The organism is Leclercia sp. J807 (assembly GCF_009734465.1).
GTDB lineage: Bacteria > Pseudomonadota > Gammaproteobacteria > Enterobacterales > Enterobacteriaceae > Enterobacter.
Genome location: NZ_CP046446.1, coordinates 1,009,116 through 1,035,608, shown reverse-complemented (window position 1 = coordinate 1,035,608; position 26,493 = coordinate 1,009,116). Strand labels below are relative to the sequence as shown.

24 protein-coding genes are annotated in these 26,493 nt (G+C 53.5%); 13 read left to right on the top strand and 11 right to left on the bottom strand.

Translation table 11 applies throughout. The features are described from left to right. Window positions 1-40: 40 nt before the first annotated feature. Together GNG26_RS04790 and queC are read left to right on the top strand one after the other, a co-directional pair. Window positions 41-1,741 carry an SgrR family transcriptional regulator gene (locus tag GNG26_RS04790; protein ID WP_156237931.1) on the top strand — a complete coding sequence of 567 codons (1,701 nt, stop codon included), beginning with the start codon at window positions 41-43 and terminating at the stop codon, window positions 1,739-1,741. A gap of 66 nt (window positions 1,742-1,807) precedes the next feature. Beyond that, entirely contained in the window at window positions 1,808-2,503 is a 696-nt protein-coding gene (queC, locus tag GNG26_RS04785) for a 7-cyano-7-deazaguanine synthase QueC (RefSeq protein WP_103178487.1), read from the top strand. Between the two features lie 54 nt (window positions 2,504-2,557). On the opposite strand, the gene fadM is transcribed toward queC, so the two are convergent. From fadM to bolA, 9 genes are all read right to left on the bottom strand, one after another. Next, window positions 2,558-2,956 carry a long-chain acyl-CoA thioesterase FadM gene (gene fadM, locus GNG26_RS04780; RefSeq protein WP_103178486.1) on the bottom strand — a complete coding sequence of 133 codons (399 nt, stop codon included), beginning with the start codon at window positions 2,954-2,956 and terminating at the stop codon, window positions 2,558-2,560. Window positions 2,957-3,052: 96 nt separating this feature from the next. Continuing rightward, window positions 3,053-3,439, bottom strand: coding sequence for a helix-hairpin-helix domain-containing protein (locus tag GNG26_RS04775; RefSeq protein ID WP_156237930.1), 387 nt, complete (start codon window positions 3,437-3,439; stop codon window positions 3,053-3,055). Window positions 3,440-3,587: 148 nt separating this feature from the next. After that, window positions 3,588-5,459, bottom strand: coding sequence for a peptidylprolyl isomerase (gene ppiD / locus GNG26_RS04770; protein WP_156237929.1), 1,872 nt, complete (start codon window positions 5,457-5,459; stop codon window positions 3,588-3,590). Window positions 5,460-5,669: 210 nt separating this feature from the next. Beyond that, window positions 5,670-5,942 (bottom strand): nucleoid-associated protein HU-beta, encoded by a 273-nt coding sequence (gene hupB / locus GNG26_RS04765; protein WP_002444653.1) that lies wholly within the window; start codon window positions 5,940-5,942, stop codon window positions 5,670-5,672. A gap of 210 nt (window positions 5,943-6,152) precedes the next feature. Continuing rightward, window positions 6,153-8,507, bottom strand: coding sequence for an endopeptidase La (gene lon / locus GNG26_RS04760; protein WP_103824044.1), 2,355 nt, complete (start codon window positions 8,505-8,507; stop codon window positions 6,153-6,155). A 184-nt stretch (window positions 8,508-8,691) separates the two neighbouring features. After that, the gene (gene clpX, locus GNG26_RS04755; RefSeq protein ID WP_103178482.1) at window positions 8,692-9,966 is read right to left on the bottom strand and encodes an ATP-dependent protease ATP-binding subunit ClpX; all 1,275 of its coding nucleotides are present in this window, start codon (window positions 9,964-9,966) and stop codon (window positions 8,692-8,694) included. 127 nt (window positions 9,967-10,093) lie between these two features. Next, complete coding sequence (gene clpP, locus GNG26_RS04750; RefSeq protein WP_032616835.1) at window positions 10,094-10,717, bottom strand: ATP-dependent Clp endopeptidase proteolytic subunit ClpP; 624 nt, start codon at window positions 10,715-10,717, stop codon at window positions 10,094-10,096. A gap of 260 nt (window positions 10,718-10,977) precedes the next feature. After that, window positions 10,978-12,276 (bottom strand): trigger factor, encoded by a 1,299-nt coding sequence (gene tig, locus GNG26_RS04745; RefSeq protein ID WP_103824043.1) that lies wholly within the window; start codon window positions 12,274-12,276, stop codon window positions 10,978-10,980. 331 nt (window positions 12,277-12,607) lie between these two features. Further along, window positions 12,608-12,925 carry a transcriptional regulator BolA gene (gene bolA, locus GNG26_RS04740; RefSeq protein WP_039032378.1) on the bottom strand — a complete coding sequence of 106 codons (318 nt, stop codon included), beginning with the start codon at window positions 12,923-12,925 and terminating at the stop codon, window positions 12,608-12,610. Between the two features lie 304 nt (window positions 12,926-13,229). Between bolA and GNG26_RS04735 the strand changes: the two genes are divergently transcribed. The 9 genes from GNG26_RS04735 to GNG26_RS04695 all read left to right on the top strand — a co-directional run bounded on the left by GNG26_RS04735 (window position 13,230) and on the right by GNG26_RS04695 (window position 22,806). Further along, a complete protein-coding gene (locus GNG26_RS04735; protein ID WP_103178480.1) occupies window positions 13,230-13,808 on the top strand; it encodes a lipoprotein in 579 nt (192 codons plus the stop codon). A gap of 43 nt (window positions 13,809-13,851) precedes the next feature. Then, window positions 13,852-15,327, top strand: coding sequence for a muropeptide MFS transporter AmpG (gene ampG, locus GNG26_RS04730; protein ID WP_156237928.1), 1,476 nt, complete (start codon window positions 13,852-13,854; stop codon window positions 15,325-15,327). A 477-nt stretch (window positions 15,328-15,804) separates the two neighbouring features. Then, window positions 15,805-16,752 carry a cytochrome o ubiquinol oxidase subunit II gene (gene cyoA / locus GNG26_RS04725; RefSeq protein WP_103824041.1) on the top strand — a complete coding sequence of 316 codons (948 nt, stop codon included), beginning with the start codon at window positions 15,805-15,807 and terminating at the stop codon, window positions 16,750-16,752. A gap of 16 nt (window positions 16,753-16,768) precedes the next feature. Continuing rightward, window positions 16,769-18,760: a cytochrome o ubiquinol oxidase subunit I gene (gene cyoB, locus GNG26_RS04720; protein WP_103824040.1), complete on the top strand. Its 1,992-nt coding sequence runs from the start codon at window positions 16,769-16,771 to the stop codon at window positions 18,758-18,760. After that, a complete protein-coding gene (locus GNG26_RS04715; protein ID WP_103178476.1) occupies window positions 18,750-19,364 on the top strand; it encodes a cytochrome o ubiquinol oxidase subunit III in 615 nt (204 codons plus the stop codon). Before cyoB ends, GNG26_RS04715 begins: the two co-directional genes overlap by 11 nt. Further along, window positions 19,364-19,690, top strand: a complete 327-nt coding sequence (locus GNG26_RS04710; RefSeq protein WP_103178475.1) for a cytochrome o ubiquinol oxidase subunit IV — start codon at window positions 19,364-19,366, stop codon at window positions 19,688-19,690. The genes GNG26_RS04715 and GNG26_RS04710 overlap by 1 nt, the downstream gene beginning before the upstream one ends. An 11-nt stretch (window positions 19,691-19,701) precedes the next feature. Continuing rightward, window positions 19,702-20,589, top strand: coding sequence for a heme o synthase (gene cyoE / locus GNG26_RS04705; protein ID WP_156237927.1), 888 nt, complete (start codon window positions 19,702-19,704; stop codon window positions 20,587-20,589). A 253-nt stretch (window positions 20,590-20,842) separates the two neighbouring features. After that, window positions 20,843-21,175: a hypothetical protein gene (locus tag GNG26_RS04700; RefSeq protein ID WP_103824038.1), complete on the top strand. Its 333-nt coding sequence runs from the start codon at window positions 20,843-20,845 to the stop codon at window positions 21,173-21,175. 269 nt (window positions 21,176-21,444) lie between these two features. Next, window positions 21,445-22,806, top strand: a complete 1,362-nt coding sequence (locus GNG26_RS04695) for an MFS transporter (protein WP_156237926.1) — start codon at window positions 21,445-21,447, stop codon at window positions 22,804-22,806. 29 nt (window positions 22,807-22,835) lie between these two features. Here GNG26_RS04695 and GNG26_RS04690 read toward each other — a convergent pair whose 3' ends face one another. Next, window positions 22,836-23,327: a YajQ family cyclic di-GMP-binding protein gene (locus GNG26_RS04690; protein WP_103178471.1), complete on the bottom strand. Its 492-nt coding sequence runs from the start codon at window positions 23,325-23,327 to the stop codon at window positions 22,836-22,838. A gap of 129 nt (window positions 23,328-23,456) precedes the next feature. Here GNG26_RS04690 and panE point away from each other — a divergent pair, with 129 nt between their 5' ends. Next, on the top strand, window positions 23,457-24,368 hold the full coding sequence (gene panE / locus GNG26_RS04685) for a 2-dehydropantoate 2-reductase (RefSeq protein ID WP_156237925.1): 912 nt from the start codon (window positions 23,457-23,459) through the stop codon (window positions 24,366-24,368). Then, window positions 24,331-24,924, top strand: coding sequence for a protein deglycase YajL (gene yajL / locus GNG26_RS04680; RefSeq protein ID WP_103824035.1), 594 nt, complete (start codon window positions 24,331-24,333; stop codon window positions 24,922-24,924). The genes panE and yajL overlap by 38 nt, the downstream gene beginning before the upstream one ends. Before the next feature lie 83 nt (window positions 24,925-25,007). Here yajL and thiI read toward each other — a convergent pair whose 3' ends face one another. Continuing rightward, complete coding sequence (thiI, locus tag GNG26_RS04675) at window positions 25,008-26,456, bottom strand: tRNA uracil 4-sulfurtransferase ThiI (protein WP_156237924.1); 1,449 nt, start codon at window positions 26,454-26,456, stop codon at window positions 25,008-25,010. Window positions 26,457-26,493: the final 37 nt, after the last annotated feature.

Here is a 26,493-nt window from a genome sequence, read left to right as displayed (position 1 = left end):
GTAATACTGAATAGATGGAAATTATTGTTCCGGGTTTACGATGCGCCAGCTTAATCGACTTAATCAGTACCAGAGACTGTGGCAGCCCTCTGCCGGTGCGCCCCAGCAGGTCAGCGTGGCAGAGCTGGCGAGCCGCTGTTTTTGCAGTGAACGGCACGTCCGCACCCTGCTGCGCCAGGCCCAGGAGGCGGGCTGGCTCAGCTGGCATGCGCAGTCCGGACGCGGAAAGCGCGGCGAGCTGCGCTTCCACGTCTCGCCGGAATCGTTACGTAACGCGATGATGGAAGAGGCGCTGGAAAGCGGACATCAGCAGAACGCCCTGGCGCTGGCACAGCTGGCACCCCAGGCGCTGCGGGCGCTGCTGCATCCTTTTCTCGGCGGGCAGTGGCAGAATGACACGCCGACGCTGCGCATTCCCTATTACCGTCCACTCGATCCGCTCCAGCCTGGTTTTCTGCCGGGTCGCGCTGAACAGCATCTTGTAGGACAGATCTTTTCCGGACTGACCCGGTTCGACGATACCCGCAGCGAACCCGTGGGCGATCTGGCGCATCACTGGGAGATCTCGGCCGACGGGCTGCGCTGGCATTTCTACATTCGCTCCACGCTGCACTGGCACAACGGGGATAAAGTCGAGGCAACTCAGCTCCAGAACCAGCTGGCGAAGCTGCTTACCCTGCCCGCGCTGCGCAAGCTGTTTAACAGCGTGAGGCAAATTGAGGTCACCCATCCTCAGTGTCTGACCTTCGTACTACATCAGCCGGATTACTGGCTGGCGCACCGCCTGGCAAGCTACTGTAGCCGTCTCGCCCACCCAGAAGAGCCTCTGACGGGGAGCGGGCCGTTTCGGCTGGCGATCTTCGACGCGGATCTGGTCCGGCTGGAAAGCCACGAGCAGTACCATCTCGGACATCCTCTACTGAAAGCGATTGAATACTGGATCACTCCTCAGCTTTTTGACCAAGATTCAGGCACCAGCTTTCGCCATCCGGCGCAGATAGCCATCGGTGAGCCGGAGGAGCTTGCCAGCCTGCGGCCGGTCAGTAACAGCATCAGCCTCGGTTTTTGCTACCTCACGCTGAAACAGAGCGACCGTTTAAGCGAGGCGCAGGCCCGCAGACTGATCGACATTATTCATCACACGTCGCTGCTGCATACCCTGCCGCTGGACGAAAACCTCATCACACCGACTCAGGAATTGCTGCCAGGCTGGTCAATCCCGCAGTGGACGCAGGAACAGGAGACCGTTCTGCCGGAAACGCTTACCCTGCTTTATCACCTGCCGGTGGAGTTGCATACCATGGCGGAACAGCTGAAACGCTATCTGGCGCAGGAAGGGTGTCAGCTCCGGGTAATTTTTCATGACGCTAAAACCTGGGACGGCTGCACCGCTCTGGCGGAGGCGGATATCATGATGGGGGACAGGTTAATTGGCGAGGCGCCAGAGTACACCCTGGAGCAGTGGTTGCGCTGCGATGCCCTATGGCCTTATCTGCTCAGCGCGCCGGAATTTGCCCACCTGATGGCGACCCTGGATGCCGTTCAGACCCAGCCCGACCCATCTGCCCGCCATCTGGCGCTGAAAGAGGTTTACTCTCGCCTGATGGCGCGTGGCGTGCTGACGCCCCTGTTCAACTATCAGTACCAAATCAGCGCCCCGCCGGGGGTAAACGGCATCCGCCTGAATCCGCGCGGCTGGTTTGATTTTACCGAGGCCTGGCTGCCTGCGCCGAAAACGTGAAGAAGCTGGTCGCCGTCACGGGCAGACGTTACCATAGGTTTTTAACCGTCAAAGTTGGGAAGATTAATGAAACGTGCCGTTGTCGTGTTCAGTGGAGGTCAGGACTCCACGACCTGTCTGGTTCAGGCTCTGCAGCAATATGATGAAGTCCATTGTGTGACTTTTGACTATGGTCAGCGCCATAGCGAAGAGATTGAGGTCGCGCAGAAACTGGCGGTGAAACTCGGCGCACGGGCGCATAAGGTGCTGGATGTCACCCTGCTCAACGAACTGGCGGTGAGCAGCCTCACCCGGGACAGCATTCCGGTGCCGGACTACGAACCGGATGCCGAGGGGATCCCGAATACCTTCGTACCGGGGCGTAATATCCTCTTCCTGACCCTGACGGCCATCTATGCTTACCAGGTGAAAGCCGAGGCAATCATTACCGGCGTGTGCGAAACCGATTTTTCCGGCTACCCGGACTGCCGCGACGAGTTTGTTAAAGCCCTCAACCACGCCGTGAACCTCGGCATGGCCAAAGATATCCGCTTTGAAACGCCGCTGATGTGGCTCGATAAAGCCGAAACCTGGGCGCTGGCCGACTACTGGGGCAAGCTGGATCTGGTGCGTAACGAAACGCTGACCTGCTACAACGGCATCAAAGGCGATGGCTGCGGCCAGTGTGCGGCGTGTAATCTGCGCGCTAATGGCCTGAATCACTATCTGGCGGATAAAGCCGGGGTGATGGCGGCCCTGAAAAAGAAAACCGGTCTTAACTAATTCGGGCCAGTCTGCCGGGTGAAGGCTCCGCTTCGCCCGGCATCAGAAGCGGGGTTATTTGATTAACAGCTCCAGCTTCTCACGTAACTCCCCCTCCAGCGGCAGCGCTTTCTGCGTTTTCAGATCGATGCAGACAAAGGTAATTAACGCATCTGCCACCACCTGTCCTTCCGGCTCCAGGGTAATCACCTGACTCAGTACTCCACTTTTTCCGTTTAACTGCTGTAGCTGGCTGGTCACGGTGAGTAGATCGCTGAGCACTGCGGGACGGCGATAGTTGATATTGATGTTCACCACCACAAAAGCGATACGGTGTGCGGTCATCCATTGAAAACTGTCGCTGTTTTCCAGTCCATCCCAGCGCGCCTCTTCGAGGAACTCCAGATAACGGGCATTATTAACATGTTGGTAAACATCCAGGTGGTAGCCGCGAACTTTGATTTGGGTCTGCATAGCGCAATAGCCTTCAGGGTAGTTAATTATAAGATTCAGAGGTCACAACTGGTATGACCTCTTTATCCTGGCAAATTTTTGCCACTGTGCAAGTTATTACAGCATCAGATGCGCAAGATTACGTTCCACCAGCGCCCCACCCATACCCGGAACCTGCCGGAGATCGTCCAGGGTTTTAAACGGACCGTACTCTTCGCGGTAACTGACGATCGCCTGGGCTTTCTTTATCCCTACGCCATTCATCACCTTTGCCAGCTCCTCTGCCGATGCAGAATTAATGCTGACCCGCACCCCTTCCTCTTCGCCATTATTGCTGCTCGCGATGGCTTTCGACTGCGGTGACGATGTAGCGGAAGCCGACGGCTCAGATTTGCTTTGTGTGACCTGCGTTTTCGCGACCGAGGGTGCCGCCAGCGCGCTGTGGCTCAACCCCGCCGTTACGATGGCAAGCGTGACAAAAAGGGCTTTGATTCCATGTTTCATGCTGTTTTCTCCTTGTTTGTTGACAGCCCCCTTACCTTATTCGGGCCGCTTTTCAGGAACAAACAGCAGATTGCAGAAATGGAAAAGGCCGCGAAAGCGGCCTTTTGGTATTGCAGTATGTTGCTTAAGTTTGCGAGCAGCGCCGTAATTACTGCTGAGTGATGATATCGCCCAGCTTAATTTTGGCTTCTTTACGCAGATTGCTCATCAACGCTTCGAAAGCGATTTGCGCGTTGTTCTGGGTGATACCCTGAACCATCGCTTTCTTCTGCGCTTCCGGCATGGTGCCCGCTTTGACTTCGTCCAGCGCCAGAATCACCACGTTGCCCTGCATATCGTTGGCGATACCAAAGCTCGGTTTGTCTTTCGCAGGCTGGCTCAGGGTAAATGCCGCCTGGCTGATCGGATCCTGACCGGTACGGCTCAGGGTCTTCGCCTCACCAAAGCTCAGGCCAGCCGCTTTCAGCGCTTCATCACCTTTACCGGCTTTCAGCTCAGCCAGCAGCTTTTCAGCATCCAGCTTCGCCTGCTGAACGGCTTTGTTATGCTTCACCAGCGCAGTAATCTGATCTTTCACCTCGTCCAGCGGCTTAACAGCCTCCGGCTTGTGCTCACTCACACGCAGAACAAAGGCGCGGTCGCCGTCCACGGTGATGATGTCGGAGTTGCTGCCCGGGGTGCCGTTTTCGCCCACCAGACCGCCACTGAAGATGGCATCCGCTACTGGCTTGAAGTTCAGCTCTTCCGGCAGGTTGTCACGATCAAACCAACCGGTGGTGACCGCTTTCGCGCCCGCAGCCTGCTCAGCACCCGCCAGGGATTCGTTGTCGTTGCTGGCCGCATCGCTCACTTTCTGCTGCAACGCATAGAAGCCATCCAGCGCTTTCTCCTGCTTCACTTTCGCCGCGATCTCATCATGGACGTCAGCCAGCGGTTTGGTTGTCGCAGGGGTGATATCATCCAGACGTGCCACCAGGAAACCGACGGAAGATTTAATCACGCCAGAAAGTTGACCTTTCTCTTTCAGGCCGGCATTTTTCAGCTCGTCCGGAGTGGTCGCCTCTTCCAGCCAACCCATGTCACCGCCGTTTTTCGCAGAGATGATATCGGTGGACTTCTCTTTTGCGACCGTTGCAAAGTCGGTGCCTTTATTCAGCTCATCCAGCGCCGCTTTAGCGTCAGCTTCCGTTTTGGACTGGATCACGCTGTAACGGTTACGCTGTGGCTGAGTGAACTGATCCTGATGCTGATCGTAGTAAGACTGGATCTCCGCATCGGTGGCGTTTTCCTGCATCGCAGCTGCATCCAGCTTGATGTAGCTCACGCGGAACTGTTCCGGGGCGGTGAAGTTGTTTTTATTCTGCTCGTAGTAGCTTTTCACCTCTTCGTCGCTCGCCTGCTGCTTAGCTGCCAGGGCATTAACGTCGAAAGTGGCTTCGCGCACGACGCGCTGCTGAGCAACCAGCGTCGCCAGCTCGTCCGCTTCGCCCTTAAGCATGAAGTCGGTGCCCACAACAGCGTTAATAAGCTGCTGAGTGGTGAGCTGATTGCGCAGTGCCTGAGCGTATTGATCCGGCGTCATCCCCATCTGATTAACGATGGCGGTATAACGGGTGTTATCGAATTTGCCGTTATTCTGGAAAGCAGGGGTCGCGAAAATCGCACTCTTCACCTGGTCATCGCTGATGCTCAGACCCAGTTCACGGGCATACTGATCCAGCAGCGCTTCATCGATAAGACGGTTCAGCGTCTGCTGACGCAGGTTCTTCATGTACCCTTCGTTCGCCGCCAGTTCAGAGAACCGGTCGCCCAGTTGTTGCTGCATGCGGTTACGTTCACCGGCAAATGCATTTTCAAACTGCCCACGGCTAATTTCCTGGTCGTTCACTTTTGCGGCGTAGTTTGCACTACCGCCAATCAGGTATCCGCTCACGCCGGTCAATATGAACGACACGATAATGATACCGAAAATAATCTTGAGCACGAGACTGTTAGCAGCCGTGCGTAAGCTGTCCATCATGGTGTAACCACACTCCGCTGTAGGTGACTGGTGACCTGACGCTGGCGGAATCCTGACCGCAGCGCGTAAAGGCGTATTGTGACAAGAAACCGGGGCTATTGTCAGCCCACAACTCGCATAAACTCACATAAATCAGGTCTGGACAAACAAAAAAGGCACATCAAATGATGCGCCCTTGTACTTTTCAACTTCCCTGAAGTAAGAAAGCGATCAGTTTACCGCGTCTTTCAGCGCTTTGCCGGCACGGAAGCCAGGCACTTTAGCAGCAGCGATGGTGATCTCTTTACCGGTCTGAGGGTTGCGGCCAGTACGGGCAGCACGCTCTTTAACAGCAAAAGTACCAAAACCTACCAGCGCTACGTCGTCCCCAGCCTGCAGAGATTCGGTAACAGAAGCAATCAAAGCATCTAACGCACGTCCAGCCGCAGCTTTGGAGATGTCAGCACCCGCAGCAATTTTGTCAATCAGTTGAGATTTATTCACTCTTCTCTTCCTCTCTTTATAATTTATATCGCGTCTGAATCCTTCACAACGCGACCGCGCAGCAGTTATATCAGGCCTGCCATGACCTTACAACACCCGTTGTTGATGGCTAGCCCAATCAGCAATCTAAATTAGCTATACAAAAAAAGGCTGGCAAGCCCGAAATAGCTTACCAACCTTTATTTTATTGACGCTCTTTGCGCGAGGTCACTATTTTGCGGTCACAACCTGCATTCCTGAAGGCTCATTCTGCAACGCAAGTGTCAGAACTTCCTCAATACGTTTCACCGGATGAATCTCCAGATCGGCGATAACGTTATCCGGAATCTCTTCCAGATCGCGCTTATTCTCATACGGGATGAGGACCGTTTTAATGCCACCGCGGTGTGCCGCCAGCAGTTTCTCTTTCAAACCACCAATCGGCAATACCTGGCCACGCAGGGTGATTTCACCGGTCATTGCCACATCGGCACGAACCGGGTTACCGGTCAGGCAAGAAACCAGCGCGGTACACATAGCGATACCTGCGCTTGGGCCATCTTTCGGCGTTGCCCCTTCCGGCACGTGAACGTGAATATCGCGTTTTTCGTAGAAGTCCGGATTAATACCCAGTTTTTCCGCACGCGCGCGCACCACGGTCAGCGCAGCCTGAATGGACTCCTGCATCACTTCACCCAGCGAGCCGGTGTAGGTCAGCTTACCTTTACCCGGTACGCAGGCGGTTTCAATGGTCAGCAGATCGCCGCCCACTTCCGTCCATGCCAGACCCGTTACCTGTCCGACGCGGTTTTCGCTGTCCGCACGGCCATAGTCGTAGCGCTGAACACCGAGGTATTCGTGCAGGTTGTCGCCAGTGATTTCAATGTGCTTCAGCGATTTATCGAGCAGCAGCTGTTTAACCGCCTTACGACACAGCTTGGAGATTTCACGCTCCAGGCTACGCACGCCCGCTTCACGGGTGTAGTAACGAATAATGCCGATAATCGCGCTGTCATCAACGGTCAGTTCGCTCTCTTTCAGGGCGTTACGTTCAATCTGCTTCGACAGCAGGTGACGACGGGCAATGTTCAGCTTTTCGTCTTCGGTGTAGCCAGAAAGACGGATCACTTCCATACGATCCAGCAGCGGTGCCGGGATGTTCATGGAGTTAGAGGTCGCCACGAACATCACATCGCTCAGGTCGTAGTCCACTTCCAGGTAGTGATCGCTAAACGCCACGTTCTGCTCTGGATCCAGCACTTCAAGCAGGGCTGAAGCCGGATCGCCACGCATATCGGACGACATTTTGTCGATCTCATCCAGCAGGAACAGCGGGTTTTTAACGCCCACTTTCGCCATCTTCTGGATCAGTTTGCCCGGCATTGAGCCGATATAGGTCCGCCGGTGACCGCGGATTTCCGCCTCGTCACGCACGCCGCCCAGCGCCATACGGATGTATTTACGACCGGTGGCTTTGGCAATGGACTGCCCCAGAGAGGTTTTACCTACCCCCGGCGGCCCGACCAGGCAGAGAATTGGCCCCTTGAGCTTATTCACACGGCTCTGAACCGCAAGATACTCAAGGATGCGGTCTTTGACACGCTCAAGACCGTAGTGGTCGGTATCCAGGATCTCCTGGGCCTGACGCAGGTCTTTTTTGACCTTGCTGCGGGCGTTCCACGGAACCTGAACCATCCACTCGATATAGCCGCGTACAACGGTCGCTTCAGCCGACATCGGAGACATCATTTTCAGCTTCTGCAGCTCTGCTTCCGCTTTCTCTTTCGCCTCTTTTGGCATCTTCGCCGCGTCGATCTTACGCTTCAGCGCTTCGTTTTCGTCCGGCGCGTCGTCCATCTCGCCGAGCTCTTTCTGAATAGCCTTCATCTGCTCGTTCAGATAGTACTCGCGCTGCGATTTCTCCATCTGCTTCTTCACGCGGTTGCGAATGCGTTTCTCAACCTGCAGCAGATCGATTTCAGACTCCATCATCGCCATCAGGTATTCCAGACGCTCATTGACGTCGGACATTTCCAGCACGGACTGTTTATCCGCCAGCTTCAGCGGCATGTGCGCAGCGATGGTGTCAGCCAGACGTGCAGGATCGTCGATGCTGTTCAGCGACGTCAGCACTTCTGGTGGGATTTTTTTGTTCAGCTTGATGTAGCCTTCAAACTGACTGATCGCGGTGCGAACCAGCACCTCCTGCTCACGCTCGTCCAGCTGAGGTGAGTCAAGGTATTCGGCTTTTGCTGCGAAGTGTTCGCCATCATCAGATAGCGTGGTAATACGCGCACGCTGCAGCCCCTCGACCAGCACCTTGACGGTGCCATCAGGCAGCTTCAGCATTTGTAAAATAGAGGCCACGGTCCCGACGGTGAAAAGATCGTTTACACCCGGCTCATCCGTTGATGCTTCTTTCTGCGCAACCAGCATGATTTTTTTATCATGATCCATGGCGGCTTCAAGGCAACGGATAGATTTTTCCCGCCCTACAAATAAGGGTATGACCATGTGCGGATAAACCACCACATCGCGCAACGGCAATACGGGGATTTCAATGCGTTCAGAACGCTCAGGATTCATAGAGCTCTCTCTTAGTTTAGTGTCCGCCTGGTAAGCTGGTCATGAGACTGTGCTTCACATAACCATTAACATGTAATCCAGTATATGGGGATGTTTCCCACACATTCAACGCCATGTTTACGGAAAAATAAAAGGGGGGATTAAATCCCCCCTTTTTGATTAACTACTTGTATGCTCTGGTGAATTATTCGCCAGATGCCTGCTGCGCTTCCGGCGTACCGTAAATCAGCAGCGGCTTGCTTTGACCGGCAATCACGGACTCGTCGATAACCACTTTCTCAACCTCTTCCAGAGAAGGCAGGTCGTACATGGTATCGAGCAGGGCTGCTTCAACAATAGAACGCAGGCCACGCGCACCGGTTTTACGCGCCATCGCTTTCTTGGCAATCGCGTCCAGCGCTTCGTCGCGGAACTCCAGCTCAACGCCTTCCAGATTGAACAACGCCTGATACTGCTTGGTCAGGGCATTTTTCGGCTCTTTCAGAATTTGAATCAGCGCATCTTCGCTCAGTTCTGTCAGCGTGGCGACAACCGGCAGACGGCCAATGAACTCAGGGATCAGACCAAACTTGATCAGATCTTCTGGCTCAACCTGCATCAGCAGCTCGCCCTCTTTCGCTTTTTCAGACTTCGCTTTTACGGTGGCGCCAAAGCCAATACCCGAGCCGGTTTCAACACGGTTAGCGATGACTTTATCCAGACCGGCAAACGCGCCGCCACAGATAAACAGGATCTTGGAGGTATCAACCTGCAGGAACTCCTGCTGAGGATGCTTACGACCGCCCTGCGGTGGAACCGCGGCAACCGTCCCTTCGATCAGTTTCAGCAATGCCTGCTGCACACCTTCACCGGACACGTCACGGGTGATCGATGGGTTATCGGATTTACGCGAGATTTTATCGATCTCATCGATATACACGATACCGCGCTGTGCCTTCTGCACATCGTAATCACATTTCTGCAGCAGTTTCTGGATGATGTTTTCCACATCTTCACCCACATAACCGGCTTCGGTCAGGGTGGTGGCATCCGCCATAGTAAATGGAACATCCAGCAGACGTGCCAGGGTTTCTGCCAGCAGGGTTTTACCGGAACCGGTTGGGCCGATCAGCAAAATGTTACTTTTGCCCAGCTCAACGCCGTTGCTGTTATCCCCGTTACGCAGACGTTTGTAGTGGTTGTACACCGCCACTGCCAGCACTTTTTTCGCCTGTTCCTGACCGATGACATAGTCGTCAAGATGATGACGAATCTCATGCGGGGTCGGTAACGCGCTGCGCTCACGGTGTGGTGCGACTTCTTTAATCTCTTCGCGGATGATGTCGTTACATAAGTCGACACATTCGTCGCAGATATACACGGATGGCCCGGCAATCAGTTTGCGCACTTCATGCTGGCTTTTGCCGCAAAAAGAGCAGTAAAGCAGTTTGCCCGATCCATCTTTGCGTTTATCTGTCATGAGTCAAAACCTCTTTTTAAGTTCTTTGTGCCGCACATGACGACGCAAATGCCATTCTCAGACGCAAGCTGCTCGTAAGCAAAGTGCCGCCCTACCATAGTATAGCGGCACACCCGCGTCGTGGGCATCAATTACGATGGGTCAAAATGGAGTCGACTAAGCCGTACTCAACTGCCTCTGGTGCGGACAGGAAGCGATCGCGCTCGGTATCACGCTCGATCTGCTCAAGTGATTGACCCGTGTGGTGAGCCATAAGTTCATTCATGCGCCCTTTAACTTTCAGAATTTCACGGGCGTGAATCTCAATGTCTGTCGCCTGGCCCTGGTATCCGCCCAGCGGCTGGTGGATCATAACGCGCGAGTTAGGCAGGCAGAAACGCTTGCCTTTCGCCCCTGCGGTCAGCAGGAATGCGCCCATCGATGCCGCCTGGCCCATACAAATGGTGCTCACATCAGGCTTGATGAACTGCATGGTATCGTAAATGGACATCCCGGCGGTGATAACGCCACCCGGGGAGTTAATGTACAGGTAAATGTCTTTTTCCGGGTTTTCCGCTTCCAGAAACAGCATCTGCGCCACGATCAGGTTCGCCATGTGGTCTTCCACCTGGCCGGTCATGAAGATAACGCGTTCTTTAAGCAGACGGGAGTAGATATCAAAAGAACGTTCACCGCGAGAGGTCTGTTCAATAACCATTGGCACCAGCGCCATATGGGGTGCAAAGTTATCTCGTTCGCCACTGTATGACATTTCCGTCTCCTGGATAAAAAATGAAAATACCTGCTGTACTGATTGTAACCTTGCGGACGGATTATCAGCCAGTCTCTTTAATACTGCTTCCCCACTAATGGGGATGGCTCAGCCCTATTTCAAGCATAACAATCTTTTGTTGTAACGCTAACACTGAAAAGGCGTTTTATCACGCTTCGTGATTTATAACTGTGATAAAAAAAACCCGCCGCCGAAAGGCAACGGGTTTTTTGCTCAAACTTTAAACAAAGCGGGCAGAATTACGCCTGCTGGTTCATCAGTTCGTTGAAAGAAGTGGCTTTTTCGGACACTTTCGCTTTGGCCAGAACCGCTTCAACAGCCTGCTCTTCCAGGGCGACATTGCGCATGTTTTCCATCAGCTCTTTGTTGCTGCCATAGAAAGCAACAACTTCTGACGGATCTTCATAGGCAGAAGCCATCTCTTCGATCAGGCCTTTAACGCGCTCTTCGTCAGCTTTCAGCTCGTGGGTACGAATCACTTCGCCCAGCAGCAGACCAACGACAACGCGGCGTTTAGCCTGCTCTTCGAACAGCTCGCGTGGCAGTTCCAGCGCTTGCTTCTCGTTACCACCGAAACGCTGTGCAGCCTGACGGCGCAGAACGTCGATTTCGCTGTCGATCAGCGCAGACGGGATCTCGATCTCGTTAGCTTTAACCAGACCTTCGATAGCCTGAGACTTCACGCGGTTACGCACGGCGCCTTTCAGCTCGCGTTCCATGTTTTTACGCACTTCTGCACGCAGACCTTCAACAGAACCATCTTCAACGCCGAAACGTTTGATGAAATCTTCAGTCAGTTCTGGCAGCTCGCGGTCTTCAACTTTCTTCAGGGTAATGGCGAACTTAGCCGCTTTACCTTTCAGGTTTTCAGCGTGGTACTCTTCCGGGAAGGTCACATCGATGGTGAACTCTTCGCCAGCGCTGTGGCCTTTGATACCCTCTTCGAAGCCTGGGATCATACGACCCTGGCCCATCGCCAGTACGAAGTCAGATGCTTTACCGCCTTCGAACTCTTCGCCGTCTACAGAGCCGGTGAAGTCGATGGTGACACGGTCTTCTGCGTCAGCAGCGCCGTCTTTGTCTTTCCAGGTCGCCTGCTGCTTACGCAGGGTGTCCAGCATGCCGTCAACGTCAGCTTCAGTCACTTCAACGACAGGTTTTTCAACTTCAATCGTTTCCAGGCCTTTCAGCTCAACTTCTGGATAGACTTCGAACTCTACCGCGTAGGTGAAGTCTTCGCCCAGTTTGTATTCACCCGGAACATAGGTCGGGGAACCGGCTGGGTTGATTTTTTCTTTGATGATCGCGTCAACAAAGTTGCGGCTCATCAGGTCACCCAGCACGTCCTGGCGAACAGAAGCGCCATAACGCTGAGCAACGACATTCATCGGTACTTTGCCCTTACGGAAGCCGTCAATACGGACTTTCTTCGCTACGTTGACCAGCTCGCTTTTTACAGCGTTTTCGATGCTGTCAGCAGCGATTGTAATCGTTACACGGCGGCCAAGGCCTTGAGTGGTTTCAACTGAAACTTGCATCTTGTTACCTCAAAAAAATCACAGTGCTCGGTCAACTCTGAATTTGCCTCGCAATACCGGGATGCTCTCTTGTAGCAGATTCACATTCCCTGTCGCCAGAATCATCCCGAAGACATTCATTAAGACGCGGCATTATAGCGGCATCACTTTAGTGAGTCGAGAACGGTTGGCGTATGTTGCTGCGGCTTTTTTCACAAATTAAGGCTATTTTTAGCCTTAAAATCGCGCCACCGGCTCAAAACCCGGACAAAACAAAACGGCCCGCAGGCCGCTTTGACGTAATCTTTATGCAACATACTGGAAAAGCTCCTGCTGTTGCAAACAGGATTTATTACGCGATCGTTCCGGCTCCCCGGCACGGTGGCGATGCGAAAATCGTATCCTGTAACCCCTTCCACTCTTTGATTGTATAAGTGTGGAGCGCCAGCGCATGGACCGTGGTCGAGAGCTCTTCCGTCAAGGTTCCGTAAATCATACGGTGACGGTTGAGAAAACGCTCGCCAGCGAAACGGTCACTGACCAGCACCACTTTAAAGTGGCTCTCAGAGCCTGCCGGTACGTTATGACGATAGCTTTCGTCGACGACTTCAAGGAACACAGGTTCAAACGCCGCCCTTAACTTATCTTCAATCTGTTCACGTATCATCATGAAATTACTCCTCCGACAACGCTGAGATGTCACCCATCCCTTTAAATGTTAGCCGCTTTTACCGCTTGCATAACAACAAGACAACAAAAATTTAGCTTTCGTCTGATTTTCTCATTCAACCGTATGAAGTCCTATAAGGGAAGCGTCGTTTTGTCGTTCGAATAACGGAAAAGCGTTTCAGGTGGTCAGTTTTCAGACAAGGCGATGAATTTACATGCGTTGACCACTTCCCCTTGCCGTTGGCGATGTTATGATGGCGGCAATTTTTATCTCTATATGCTTACGATTCGTTGAGAGCCTGAACATGTTAAAAAAACTCTTTTTCCCTTTAGTCGCCCTGTTTATGCTGGCTGGCTGCGCGACCCCGCCAACCACCATTGATGTTTCGCCAAAGATCACCCTGCCACAGCAGGATCCAAGCCTGATGGGCGTGACCGTAAGCATTAACGGCGCAGACCAGCGTCGCGACCAGGCGCTGGCGAAAGTCACCCGCGACAACCAGGTTGTCACCCTGACCGCTTCCCGCGATCTGCGTTTCCTGCTGCAGGAAGTGCTTGAGAAGCAGATGACCGCTCGCGGTTATATGGTTGGCCCAAGCGGCGCGGTGGATCTGCAGATCATCGTGAACAACCTGTACGCTGACGTCTCTCAGGGCAACGTGCGCTATAACATCGCCACCAAAGCCGATATCGCTATCATCGCTACCGCGAAGAACGGCAACAAAATGAACAAAAACTACCGTGCAAGCTACTCTGTTGAAGGTGCGTTCCAGGCCTCTAACCAGAACATTGCTAACGCGGTTAACAGCGTGCTGACCGACACCATCGCCGATATGGCGCAGGACACCAGCATTCACGAATTCATCAAGCAGAACGCACGTTAAGTCTGCCTGCTGACCCGGCCACCGGTCGGGTCAGTATTACCTCATGTCCAGTCATTACTTACGCATTTTCCAGCAGCCTAAATCAGCTATCTTGCTGATCCTCGGTTTTGCCTCCGGTTTACCCCTTGCCCTGACATCCGGCACGCTCCAGGCGTGGATGACCGTCGAAAATATCGATCTTAAAACTATCGGCTTCTTCTCGCTGGTCGGTCAGGCCTATGTCTTTAAGTTTTTATGGTCACCAATGATGGACCGCTACACGCCGCCTTTCCTCGGCAGGCGTCGTGGCTGGTTGCTGATGACCCAGGCGATGCTGCTGCTGGCGATTGCCGCCATGGGCTTCCTTGAGCCTGCGTCGCAGCTGCGCTGGATGGCTGCGCTGGCGGTGGTGATCGCGTTTTGCTCTGCGTCGCAGGATATCGTATTTGATGCCTGGAAAACGGACGTGCTTTCAGCCGAAGAGCGCGGCGCCGGTGCCGCCATCAGCGTTCTGGGTTACCGTCTGGGCATGCTGGTCTCAGGCGGGCTGGCCCTGTGGCTGGCGGACAGATACCTCGGCTGGCAGGGGATGTACTGGCTGATGGCCATCCTGCTTATTCCCTGCATGATCGCCACAATTCTTGCCCCGGAACCGAGCGATGTGATCCCGGTCCCCCGCTCCCTTGAGCAGGCTGTGGCTGAACCGTTGCGTGACTTTTTTGGCCGTAACAACGCCTGGCTCATTCTGCTGTTGATTGTGTTGTACAAACTTGGCGATGCGTTTGCGATGAGCCTGACCACGACCTTCCTGATACGCGGAGTGGGCTTCGATGCTGGTGAAGTGGGGGTCGTTAACAAAACGCTGGGGCTGATTGCCACGATTATCGGCGCGCTCTACGGCGGCGTGCTGATGCAGCGCTTAAGCCTGTTTCGTGCCCTGCTGATTTTCGGCATTCTGCAGGGGATTTCGAACGCCGGATACTGGCTGCTCTCCATCACCGATAAGCATATGCTCAGCATGGCGACGGCGGTGTTCTTCGAAAACTTGTGTGGTGGGATGGGGACAGCCGCGTTTGTCGCACTGCTGATGACCCTGTGCAATAAATCGTTTTCCGCCACGCAGTTCGCCCTGCTCTCGGCGCTCTCTGCGGTAGGTCGCGTCTACGTTGGCCCTATCGCGGGCTGGTTCGTTGAAACGCACGGCTGGGCGGAGTTCTATCTGTTCTCTGTGTTTGCGGCCATTCCTGGGCTGCTCCTGTTATTAATATGCCGCCGTTCGCTGGAATATACCCAGCAAACCGAACACTTTATGGAAAGGACGCTCTATCCGTCCGCCTATCGCTTCGCCTTAAGAATCTTGCTGGCGGGCTGTCTGATGCTGGCGCTGTGGCTTGTCGTGGCGATTATGAATGCCACGACCACCCTCGATCTGCCGTTTACCCTGCTGCTGCTTGATGTGGGTGCGCTGCTGGCGATGGTCGGGATCGTGACCGGTGCGCTTCTCGATTATCTGGCCATGCGTAAAACCCAAACGGCGTAAAATGATAAAAAACGGTTATTTGCCGTTGTAATCACCTTGTGAAATTATAACGGTAAATAAATCTGTCCAGTTCAAAATAATATTTGTTGTTTCGTGCGTCTTAGAATTCCGGAAATTATTGGAAGCGGTAATAAACCCTATTTTCCTTTAACCGATTCAGCAACCGAAAGATTAATTTTCCGTTTTTTAATTGTCTTTTTATTGCAAATTATTTGTTAATTATTTGTGTCTTTTTCACAATGGTTATACCAATTAACCCCTTTCCCCTCCCGACAGGACTGGATTCGTTATAAGCCGCGTATGACGGGACTCCTGTCCGGGATTGGCTATACTTTGCAACATGTGTGACTTATCCGGCAGAACCCGGTAACACGTTACTGACACAGTCCTAATGATGTTTACAGTAATGTAACCTTCCCGTAAAATGCCCCCACACTTTAAACGCCACCAAGGTCCCCGTGGAATTGAGGTCGTTAAATGACACTTAGGAAATACAATAAAGGTTTGGGCTGGTTGTCGTTAATTGCAGGCACTGTATTACTCAGTGGCTGTGATTCTGCGCTTCTGGACCCCAAAGGACAGATTGGACTGGAACAACGTTCCCTGATTCTGACGGCTTTCGGCTTGATGATGATCGTCGTTATTCCTGCCATTTTGATGGCTATTGGTTTCGCCTGGAAGTACCGTGCGAGCAACAAAGATGCGAAGTACAGCCCTAACTGGTCACACTCCAATAAAGTGGAAGCTGTGGTCTGGACGGTGCCTATCCTGATCATCCTGTTCCTTGCCGTGCTGACATGGAAAACCACTCACTCGCTCGAGCCGAGCAAACCGCTGGTTCACGATGAGAAACCTATCACCATCGAAGTGGTCTCCATGGACTGGAAATGGTTCTTCATCTACCCGGAACAGGGCATTGCTACCGTGAATGAAATCGCCTTCCCGGCGAACACTCCGGTAGAGTTCAAAGTGACCTCTAACTCCGTGATGAATTCCTTCTTTATTCCGCGTCTGGGCAGCCAGATTTACGCGATGGCCGGTATGCAGACTAACCTGCACCTGATTGCCAACGAAGCAGGCACCTATGACGGTATCTCCGCCAGCTACAGTGGTCCGGGCTTCTCTGGTATGAAGTTCAAAGCCATTGCCACACCTGACCGTGCCGCTTTCGACCAGTGGGTCGCTAAAGCGAAACAGTCCCCGAACACCATGTCTGACATGGCTACGTTCGAAAAAGTGGCAACGCCTAGCGAATACAACAAAGTGGAGTACTTCTCTAACGTGAAACCGAATTTGTTCAAAGATGTCATTGGCAAATTTATGGGACATGGCAAGAGCATGGACGTGACCCAGCCTGAAGGCGAGCACAACTCGCACGAAGGTATGGAAGGCATGGACATGAGCCACGCGGAAACCGCTCACTAAGGGGCCGAGGAAGAAAATGTTCGGAAAATTGACACTGGATGCAGTGCCGTACCATGAACCTATTATCATGGTTACGATTGCTGCAATTATCATTGGTGGCGCGGCCTTAGTTGGCCTGATCACTTACTTCGGTAAGTGGAGCTACCTGTGGAATGAGTGGCTGACTTCGGTCGACCACAAAAAACTCGGCATCATGTACTGCCTCGTCGGTATCGTCATGTTAATTCGTGGCTTTGCGGATGCGATCATGATGCGTAGCCAGCAGGCGCTTGCCTCCGCAGGCGAAGCAGGCTTCCTGCCACCGCACCACTACGATCAGATCTTTACCGCCCACGGCGTTATCATGATCTTCTTCGTGGCGATGCCGCTGGTTATCGGTCTGATGAACGTGGTCGTGCCGCTGCAAATCGGTGCGCGTGACGTTGCGTTCCCGTTCCTGAACAACCTGAGCTTCTGGTTCACGGTTGTCGGTGTGATTCTGGTTAACCTCTCTCTGGGCGTCGGTGAGTTCGCGCAGACCGGTTGGCTGGCCTATCCGCCGCTATCGGGAATTGAATACAGTCCTGGTGTAGGTGTTGACTACTGGATTTGGGCGCTGCAGCTCTCCGGTATCGGTACTACCCTGACCGGTATTAACTTCTTCGTGACCATCCTGAAGATGCGTGCCCCAGGCATGACGATGTTCAAGATGCCAGTATTTACCTGGGCATCTCTGTGCGCCAACGTCCTGATTATCGCCTCTTTCCCAATTCTGACCGTCACCATCGCGCTGCTGACCCTGGATCGCTATCTGGGTACCCATTTCTTTACCAACGATATGGGTGGCAACATGATGATGTACATCAACCTGATTTGGGCCTGGGGTCACCCGGAAGTGTACATCCTGGTTCTGCCGGTGTTCGGTGTCTTCTCCGAAATCGCGGCGACCTTCTCGCGTAAACGTCTGTTTGGTTACACCTCGCTGGTGTGGGCAACCGTATGTATTACCGTTCTGTCGTTCATCGTTTGGCTGCACCACTTCTTCACCATGGGTGCGGGCGCGAACGTAAACGCCTTCTTCGGTATTACGACCATGATTATCGCAATCCCTACCGGGGTTAAGATCTTCAACTGGCTGTTCACCATGTACCAGGGCCGTATCCAGTTCCACTCAGCAATGCTGTGGACCATCGGCTTCATCGTGACCTTCTCCGTCGGTGGGATGACCGGTGTACTGCTGGCTGTTCCAGGTGCTGACTTCGTTCTGCACAACAGCCTGTTCCTAATCGCGCACTTCCACAACGTTATCATCGGCGGCGTCGTCTTCGGCTGCTTCGCTGGCGTAACCTACTGGTGGCCAAAAGCGTTCGGCTTCACGCTGAACGAAACCTGGGGTAAACGCGCGTTCTGGTTCTGGATTATCGGCTTCTTCGTGGCATTTATGCCGCTGTACGTGCTGGGCTTCATGGGTATGACCCGTCGTCTGAGCCAGCAGATCGATCCGCAGTTCCACCCAATGCTGCTGATTGCAGCGGGCGGCGCGGCGCTGATTGCCTGCGGTATCGCATGTCAGCTGATTCAGTACTACGTCTCTATCCGTGACCGTAACCTGAACCGCGACCTGACCGGTGACCCATGGGGTGGCCGTACGCTGGAGTGGGCGACCTCTTCTCCACCGCCGTTCTATAACTTTGCCGTTGTGCCGCACATTCATGAGCGTGACGCATTCTGGGAAATGAAAGAAAAAGGCGAAGCGTACAAGCAACCTACGCATTACGAAGAGATCCACATGCCGAAAAACAGCGGTGCGGGCATTGTCATCGCCGCCTTCACTACGGTATTTGGTTTCGCAATGATCTGGCACATCTGGTGGTTGGCGATTGTTGGCTTTGCCGGCGTCGTAATTAGCTGGATTGTGAAGAGCTTTGACGAGGACGTGGACTACTACGTACCAGTCCGTGAAGTCGAAAAACTGGAAAACCAGCATTTCGATGAGATTTCTAAAGCGGGGCTGAAAAATGGCAACTGATACTTTGACGCACTCAACTGCCCACGCGCATGACCACGCGCACCACGATACAGGGCCGACGAAAGTTTTCGGCTTCTGGATCTACCTGATGAGCGACTGCATTCTGTTCTGCTGTCTGTTCGCGACCTATGCCGTTCTGGTGAACGGCACAGCGGGCGGCCCGACCGGTAAGGACATTTTTGAGCTGCCGTTCGTTCTGGTTGAAACTGCCCTGCTGCTGTTCAGCTCCATCACCTACGGCATGGCGGCTATCGCCATGTACAAAAACAACAAGAGCCAGGTCGTCTCCTGGCTGGCGTTGACCTGGTTGTTTGGTGCTGGCTTCATCGGGATGGAAATCTATGAATTCCATCACCTGATCATGGAAGGCTTCGGCCCGGATCGCAGTGGCTTCCTGTCAGCGTTCTTCGCGCTGGTCGGTACCCACGGTCTGCACGTGACTTCCGGTCTGATCTGGATGGCTGTTCTGATGTTCCAGATTTCCCGTCGCGGCCTGACCAGCACTAACCGCACCCGTATTATGTGCCTGAGCCTGTTCTGGCACTTCCTGGATGTGGTTTGGATCTGTGTGTTCTCTGTAGTCTATCTGATGGGGGCGATGTAATGAGTCATTCTAACGATCATGGCGCTTCCCACGGCAGCGTAAAGACCTACATGACAGGGTTTATCCTGTCGATCATCCTGACGGTCATTCCGTTCTGGATGGTGATGAGCGGTACTGCTTCTCACGCGGCAATTCTGGGCACCATCCTGGTTACCGCGGTAGTGCAGATTCTGGTGCATCTGGTTTGCTTCCTGCACATGAACACCAAGTCTGATGAAGGCTGGAATATGACAGCATTCATCTTTACCGTGATTATCATCGCAATCCTGGTAGTCGGATCCATCTGGATTATGTGGAACCTCAACTACAACATGATGGTTCACTAAGAGCGGCGAGTATGTTTAAGCAATACCTGCAAGTAACAAAACCAGGCATCATCTTTGGCAACCTGATCTCGGTGATCGGAGGGTTCCTGCTGGCTTCTAAAGGCAGCATCGATTACACCCTCTTTATCTCCACGCTGATTGGGGTGTCACTGGTGGTTGCGTCCGGTTGTGTATTTAACAACTACATCGACATGGATATCGACAGGAAGATGGAAAGGACGAAAAATCGGGTGCTGGTAAAAGGCCTGATGTCTCCTGCCGTCTCGCTGGTGTACGCCACCTTGCTGGGTATTGCTGGCTTTATGCTGCTGTGGTTCGGCGCCAATCCTCTGGCCTGCTGGCTGGGGGTGATGGGTTTCGTGGTTTATGTGGGCATCTATAGCCTGTATATGAAACGTCACTCCGTCTACGGTACGTTGATTGGTTCTCTCTCCGGCGCTGCGCCGCCGGTGATTGGCTACTGCGCAGTCACCAACGAGTTCGACAGCGGTGCGCTCATCCTGCTGGCTATCTTTAGCCTGTGGCAGATGCCCCACTCCTACGCCATTGCGATTTTCCGCTTTAAGGATTATCAGGCAGCGAACATCCCGGTTCTGCCGGTGGTGAAAGGCATCTCCGTCGCCAAGAACCATATCACGCTCTATATCATCGCTTTTGCGGTGGCTACGCTGATGCTCTCCCTGGGCGGTTACGCCGGATATAAATATCTGGTTGTTGCTGCAGCGGTGAGCGTCTGGTGGCTCGGCATGGCGTTGCGCGGTTATAAAGTGGAAGATGATAAAGTCTGGGCGCGTAAGCTGTTCGGCTTCTCCATCATCGCCATTACCGCACTGAGCGTCATGATGTCTGTAGATTTTATGGTGCCAGATTCACATAACCTGCTGACTTACGTCTGGTAAGTTTTAATAACCTTACGTCTGCCCGCCAGACGTAAGCATAAAATAGCCCGCCACCTTAACGGTCGCGGGCTATTTTTATATTAAAGACAAATAATTCACGACATATAAATATAAACAAAATATCGATCAAGCCAAAAAGAGAACATATAAACCGCTGCAAATAATATTAACTACCCAACGATATGGACCAATGGTAATCTTCGCCGTGGGTAATTAGCCCACCCATTAATTTCATTCCATAAGGAAATACAAAATGAAAGAATTATCAGTTCAAGAAATTCAGTTCGTATCCGGCGGTTTTAACCTGTTCGGCGCGTTAAGCGGTTTCAACAGCTTCCTGGCTAATGCGTCTCAGAGCTTTGGTACCTTCGCCCTGAACTCCGGTGCAGCATTCGCTGACTTCGTCGCTGAAAGCGCCACTGCGTTTGGTGATTTCCTGAAGGGTGATTCAAACTGGAATGGTTTCCTTACCAATGGTGCTAACAGCTGGAATAAATTTACCGACACTGCTGGTAAAAACTGGTCCGAATTTAAGGATAATGCTTCCTCTAGCTGGAACAGCTTCCTGGATGGCGCCAACGCGTAATTCGCTATGAATATAGAGTCAGGGGCTTTGCCCCTGACTCTATACTTTTAAATTTATTAAATCCCCTTTTATTTTTTATAATTATTACTGCTCTTTTTGTCGTGAACTACCGTTCCTCTCTCTATTAACGTGATAGAAAAAAATTAATCACCCTGCCCCCGGTTTAATCGCACGAATCATTAACTCCAGAAATAATTGTTTATCATCGCTCTGTTTACCCCGTCCCGCTCTCAGACTACACTGGACGCGCTTTTTAGACAGAGGTGGTAATGAACGACTATAAAATGACGCCGGGCGAGCTACGCGCTACCTGGGGTTTGGGGACGGTTTTTTCACTGCGCATGCTCGGCATGTTTATGGTTCTGCCGGTCCTGACGACATACGGCATGGCGTTACAGGGCGCAAGCGAGGCGCTGATTGGCCTTGCCATCGGCATTTACGGCCTTGCGCAGGCAATATTTCAGATCCCCTTTGGCCTGCTCTCCGATCGCGTCGGCCGTAAACCGTTAATCGTCGGCGGGCTGCTGGTATTTGTCGCCGGTAGTGTGATTGCCGCCCTCTCCCACTCTATCTGGGGCATTATTCTCGGTCGCGCGTTGCAGGGCTCCGGTGCCATCGCCGCCGCCGTGATGGCGCTCCTGTCCGATCTGACCCGTGAACAGAACCGCACCAAAGCGATGGCCTTTATTGGCGTGAGCTTCGGCGTGACCTTTGCCATCGCCATGGTGCTGGGCCCGATCATCACTCATGCTCTTGGGCTACATGCCTTGTTCTGGATGATTGCCGTACTGGCGACGCTGGGTATCGCCCTGACGATATGGGTAGTGCCGGACAGCAAAAACCATGTGCTGAACCGCGAATCGGGAATGGTTAAGGGCTGCTTCAGCAAAGTGCTGGTTGAGCCGCGCCTGCTGAAGCTCAACTTCGGCATTATGTGCCTGCATATTTTGCTGATGTCCACCTTCGTCGCCTTGCCCGGCCAGCTTGCCGCAGCGGGTTTCCCCGCAGCCGAGCACTGGAAAATCTACCTGGTGACCATGCTCATCTCGTTTGTCTCCGTGGTGCCGTTTATTATTTATGCCGAAGTGAAGCGCCGGATGAAGCGCGTCTTTATCACCTGCGTCGCCCTGTTGTTGATTGCGGAAATTGTGTTGTGGGGCTCAGGCCCGCACTTCTGGGAGCTGGTTGCGGGTGTGCAGCTGTTCTTCCTTGCGTTCAACCTGATGGAAGCCCTGCTGCCGTCCCTGATCAGTAAAGAATCCCCGGCAGGCTATAAAGGCACGGCAATGGGGATCTACTCCACCAGCCAGTTTATCGGTGTGGCAATCGGCGGATCATTAGGCGGCTGGGTTGACGGCCTGTTTGATTCACAAACCGTTTTCCTGGCGGGCGCGCTGCTGGCAACACTCTGGCTGCTGGTCGCCAGCACCATGAAAGAACCGAAGTATGTCAGCAGCCTGCGGGTGGAAATTCCGTCTGATGTGAATATCAGCGATACCTTAAAACAGCGACTTGAAGCCAAAGAGGGTGTCAGTGAGGTATTACTGGTGCCTGAGGAGCGCAGTTTGTATGTCAAAATCGACAGTAAAGTGACAAACCGCTTCGAAGTTGAACAGGCACTGAGAGCCTGAAAAAATGCCCGGCTAAGCCGGGCATTTTCTTAATCGCGGAAGTTCTTGAACTGGAACGGCTGGCCGAGATCGCCGCCGCGTACCAGCGCCATCACGCTCTGCAGATCGTCGCGGGATTTCCCGGTTACACGAATCTCTTCGCCCTGGATCTGCGCCTGCACCTTCAGCTTGCTGTCTTTGATGAGCTTAACGATCTTCTTCTGAACCGCGCTCTCAATGCCCTGCTTCAGTTTGGCTTCAACAAACCAGGTTTTACCGCTGTGGACAAAATCTTCCGGTACATCCAGAGACGTCCCCTCAATGCCGCGCTTCAGCAGCTTGGCACGCAGGATATCCAGCAGCTGATTCACCTGGAAATCAGACTCACTCAGCACTTTAATCGTCTTATTTGCGTCATTCAGCTCAAATGAAGCCTCAACGCCACGAAAATCGAAGCGAGACTCAACCTCGCGGCTGGCGTTGTCCACGCCGTTACGTACTTCCTGGATATCAACTTCGGAAACAATATCGAAAGATGGCATCTTTTCTTCTCCCTTCACTTTTGTTGCGTTGCATAATACCCGCTACGAGGCATAACTCAACAGAAGCTTAGTTGTCGACGCTATACTAAATGCTGTAACACCTGGCGCAGTTGCAGGTGAGGAGGAACGATGAAAATTACCGTGCTCGGATGCGGGGCATTGGGACAACTTTGGCTCACCGCACTTTGCAAACATGGGCATGAAGTACAGGGCTGGCTGCGCGTGCCACAGCCCTATTGCAGTGTAAACGTGATTGAAGAAGATGGGAGTATCTTTAACGAATCTCTTATCGCTAACGATCCTGATTTTCTGGCGCAAAGCGATCTGCTGCTGGTCACCCTGAAAGCCTGGCAGGTTTCCGATGCGGTCCGGGCGCTGGCAACCACCCTCCCCCGCACCTCCCCGATCATGTTGTTACACAATGGCATGGGCACCATTGAAGAGCTCAGACACATTCACCAGCCGCTGCTGATGGCAATCACCACCCATGCTGCCCGCCGGGATGGCAATGTGATTGTTCATGTCGCCAGCGGCATGACGCATATCGGCCCTGCCCGAGACCAGGCGGGCGACTACAGTTATCTGGCGGATCGCTTTCAACAGGTGCTGCCGGATGTCGCCTGGCACGATAACATTCGCCCACAGATGTGGCGCAAGCTGGCGGTAAACTGCGTGATCAATCCGCTGACTGCCCTGCTGAATTGCCCGAACGGTGAGCTTAAACATCACCCTGAGGAGGTGGCAACGCTGTGCGCCGAGGTGGCCGCGGTGGTAGAGCGGGAAGGCATTCACACCTCGGAAGAGGACATTCGCTATTACGTCGAAGAGGTCATTGAAAGTACCGCGCAGAATATCTCCTCGATGCTGCAGGATATCCGCGCCCTGCGCCATACTGAAATTGACTACATCACCGGTTACCTGCTAAAACGCGCCCGGGCGCACGGTATCAGCGTGCCAGAAAATGTCCGTCTGTATGAACAGGTTAAACGTAAGGAGAGTGAGTATGAGCGCGTCGGCACTGGTATGCCTCGCCCCTGGTAGCGAAGAGACCGAAGCGGTCACCACCATCGATCTGCTGGTTCGCGCCGGGATTAGCGTCACAACGGCAAGCGTCGCCAGCGATGGCAACCTGGTTATTACCTGCTCTCGTGGGGTGAAGATTGTGGCAGATGCCCCGCTGGTGGAAGTCGCCGACGGTGATTACGACGTTATTGTCCTGCCGGGTGGCCTGAAGGGCGCCGAGTGTTTCCGCGACAGCCCGCTGCTGGTCGAGACGGTCAGGCAGTTTCACCATTCCGGGCGGATCGTCGCGGCCATTTGCGCGGCGGCGGCTACGGTGCTGGTTCCGCACAATATCTTCCCGATTGGCAACATGACCGGTTTCCCGACGCTGAAAGATCGCATTCCCGAAGAGCAATGGGTGGACAAACGTATGGTCTGGGATCCGCGCGTCAACCTGCTCACCAGCCAGGGGCCAGGTACGGCGATTGATTTTGCGCTGAAGATTATTGAGCTGCTGGTCGGGCGCGAAAAAGCGTATGAAGTGGCCTCATCGCTGGTGATGGCGGCGGGAATTTATAATTATTACGAAGCGTAGAAATTGCCCGGCGGCGCTACGCTTGCCGGGCCTACACAGCACGAGTAGGCCGGGTAAGGCGTAGCCGCCACCCGGCACAACCACTACGGGCGATACACCTTCACATTGGTAAAGCCCTGCTCGCGCAGATAGAGCGCCTGCAGACGGCTCATCACCCCGCGCTCGCACCACAGCAGATAGGTTTTGCTCTTATCGAGATCGCCAAATTTGGTGCTCAGCTTGTAGAACGGCAGCGAGGCCACTTCTACTCCCTCCGGCTCAAACGGCTTCGCATCCTGCTCATCAACGGAGCGGATATCCAGCAGCACGTCATCCGGGCCGAAACCGTTAACGGTCTCCACTTCGACGACTTCCTGCTCGGTCTGCTGGGCGATTTCGCGGATATCGATGTTAGAGGCTTCCTCCACCACTCTATCAAGAATGGAGAAATCGAAGTTCTCTTCTTCCGCTTCGATCTTCGCCTTCACCGCTTTTACGGTTGGGCTTTTCGAGATCACGCCGCAGTATTCTGGCATGGTGCGGGCAAAGTCTTCGGTACCGATCTCACGCGCCAGATCGATGATGTGCTCTTTATCGTGAGAGATCAGCGGACGCAGGATCAGCGTATCCGACACGTTGTCGATCAGACGCAGGTTGGTCAGGGTCTGGCTGGAGACCTGGCCCAGCGCTTCGCCGGTCACCAGCGCCTGTACGCCGTAACGCTCAGCGACTTTCGAGGCCGCACGCACCATCATGCGCTTCAGCACCACGCCCATCTGGCCGTCGTCCACTTTTTCGAGGATTTCACCCACCACAGGTTCAAAGTTAATCGCGACAAAACGCACGCGGTGGGAGCTGCCGAAACGGTTCCAGAGATAGTGCGCAACCTGACGCACGCCAATTTCATGGGCGGCGCCGCCAAGGTTAAAGAAGCAGTAGTGTACGCGGCAGCCGCGACGCATCAGCATATAGCTGGAGACACCGGAGTCGAAACCGCCGGAGATCAGCGACAGCACATCTTCCTGAGTACCAATCGGGAAACCGCCAATCCCTTCATAGCGCCCTTTAATCAGCAGCAGACGGTCGTTTTCGATTTCAAGGTGAACGGTCACTTCCGGGTTGGTCAGACGTACGCGCGCAGATTCAACGTGCTGATTCAGACCACCGCCCACGTAACGTTCTACTTCAATCGAGCTAAACTCATGTTTACCGCGACGCTTGGCGCGCACGCAGAAAGTTTTGCCTTCGATCTGATCGCGATACTGCGCCAGCGCTTTTTCGAAGATGTCGTGCAGGGAAGTGAACGGAACATCTTCCACTTCCAGAATATGGTGGATCCCCGGGATGCGGGTTAAGGCATCACGAATGTCCAGGCGCTTATTTTCATCTTTAGCGCGGACTTCAACATGATCCCAGTGACGCACGACGGCAAGGGTCTCGTCGTAGTGCTTCAGAACGTTACGAATGTTCCCGGTTAAAATTTTAATAAAGCGCAAACGCACAGATTGGCTTTTGATGGTGATTTCCGGGAACAATTTAATGATAAACTTCATGGCGGCAATGTTTCTTTGGCAAGCATTTAAGCTTGTA

Bases quoted from the DNA above. Each gene is read 5' to 3' on its own strand.
- GNG26_RS04790 (WP_156237931.1), top strand. From the start codon at position 41: ATGCGCCAGCTTAATCGACTTAATCAGTACCAGAGACTGTGGCAGCCC.
- queC (WP_103178487.1), top strand. From the start codon at position 1,808: ATGAAACGTGCCGTTGTCGTGTTCAGTGGAGGTCAGGACTCCACGACC.
- fadM (WP_103178486.1), bottom strand. From the start codon at position 2,956: ATGCAGACCCAAATCAAAGTTCGCGGCTACCACCTGGATGTTTACCAA.
- GNG26_RS04775 (WP_156237930.1), bottom strand. From the start codon at position 3,439: ATGAAACATGGAATCAAAGCCCTTTTTGTCACGCTTGCCATCGTAACG.
- ppiD (WP_156237929.1), bottom strand. From the start codon at position 5,459: ATGATGGACAGCTTACGCACGGCTGCTAACAGTCTCGTGCTCAAGATT.
- lon (WP_103824044.1), bottom strand. From the start codon at position 8,507: ATGAATCCTGAGCGTTCTGAACGCATTGAAATCCCCGTATTGCCGTTG.
- clpX (WP_103178482.1), bottom strand. From the start codon at position 9,966: ATGACAGATAAACGCAAAGATGGATCGGGCAAACTGCTTTACTGCTCT.
- clpP (WP_032616835.1), bottom strand. From the start codon at position 10,717: ATGTCATACAGTGGCGAACGAGATAACTTTGCACCCCATATGGCGCTG.
- tig (WP_103824043.1), bottom strand. From the start codon at position 12,276: ATGCAAGTTTCAGTTGAAACCACTCAAGGCCTTGGCCGCCGTGTAACG.
- bolA (WP_039032378.1), bottom strand. From the start codon at position 12,925: ATGATGATACGTGAACAGATTGAAGATAAGTTAAGGGCGGCGTTTGAA.
- GNG26_RS04735 (WP_103178480.1), top strand. From the start codon at position 13,230: ATGTTAAAAAAACTCTTTTTCCCTTTAGTCGCCCTGTTTATGCTGGCT.
- ampG (WP_156237928.1), top strand. From the start codon at position 13,852: ATGTCCAGTCATTACTTACGCATTTTCCAGCAGCCTAAATCAGCTATC.
- cyoA (WP_103824041.1), top strand. From the start codon at position 15,805: ATGACACTTAGGAAATACAATAAAGGTTTGGGCTGGTTGTCGTTAATT.
- cyoB (WP_103824040.1), top strand. From the start codon at position 16,769: ATGTTCGGAAAATTGACACTGGATGCAGTGCCGTACCATGAACCTATT.
- GNG26_RS04715 (WP_103178476.1), top strand. From the start codon at position 18,750: ATGGCAACTGATACTTTGACGCACTCAACTGCCCACGCGCATGACCAC.
- GNG26_RS04710 (WP_103178475.1), top strand. From the start codon at position 19,364: ATGAGTCATTCTAACGATCATGGCGCTTCCCACGGCAGCGTAAAGACC.
- cyoE (WP_156237927.1), top strand. From the start codon at position 19,702: ATGTTTAAGCAATACCTGCAAGTAACAAAACCAGGCATCATCTTTGGC.
- GNG26_RS04700 (WP_103824038.1), top strand. From the start codon at position 20,843: ATGAAAGAATTATCAGTTCAAGAAATTCAGTTCGTATCCGGCGGTTTT.
- GNG26_RS04695 (WP_156237926.1), top strand. From the start codon at position 21,445: ATGAACGACTATAAAATGACGCCGGGCGAGCTACGCGCTACCTGGGGT.
- GNG26_RS04690 (WP_103178471.1), bottom strand. From the start codon at position 23,327: ATGCCATCTTTCGATATTGTTTCCGAAGTTGATATCCAGGAAGTACGT.
- panE (WP_156237925.1), top strand. From the start codon at position 23,457: ATGAAAATTACCGTGCTCGGATGCGGGGCATTGGGACAACTTTGGCTC.
- yajL (WP_103824035.1), top strand. From the start codon at position 24,331: ATGAGCGCGTCGGCACTGGTATGCCTCGCCCCTGGTAGCGAAGAGACC.
- thiI (WP_156237924.1), bottom strand. From the start codon at position 26,456: ATGAAGTTTATCATTAAATTGTTCCCGGAAATCACCATCAAAAGCCAA.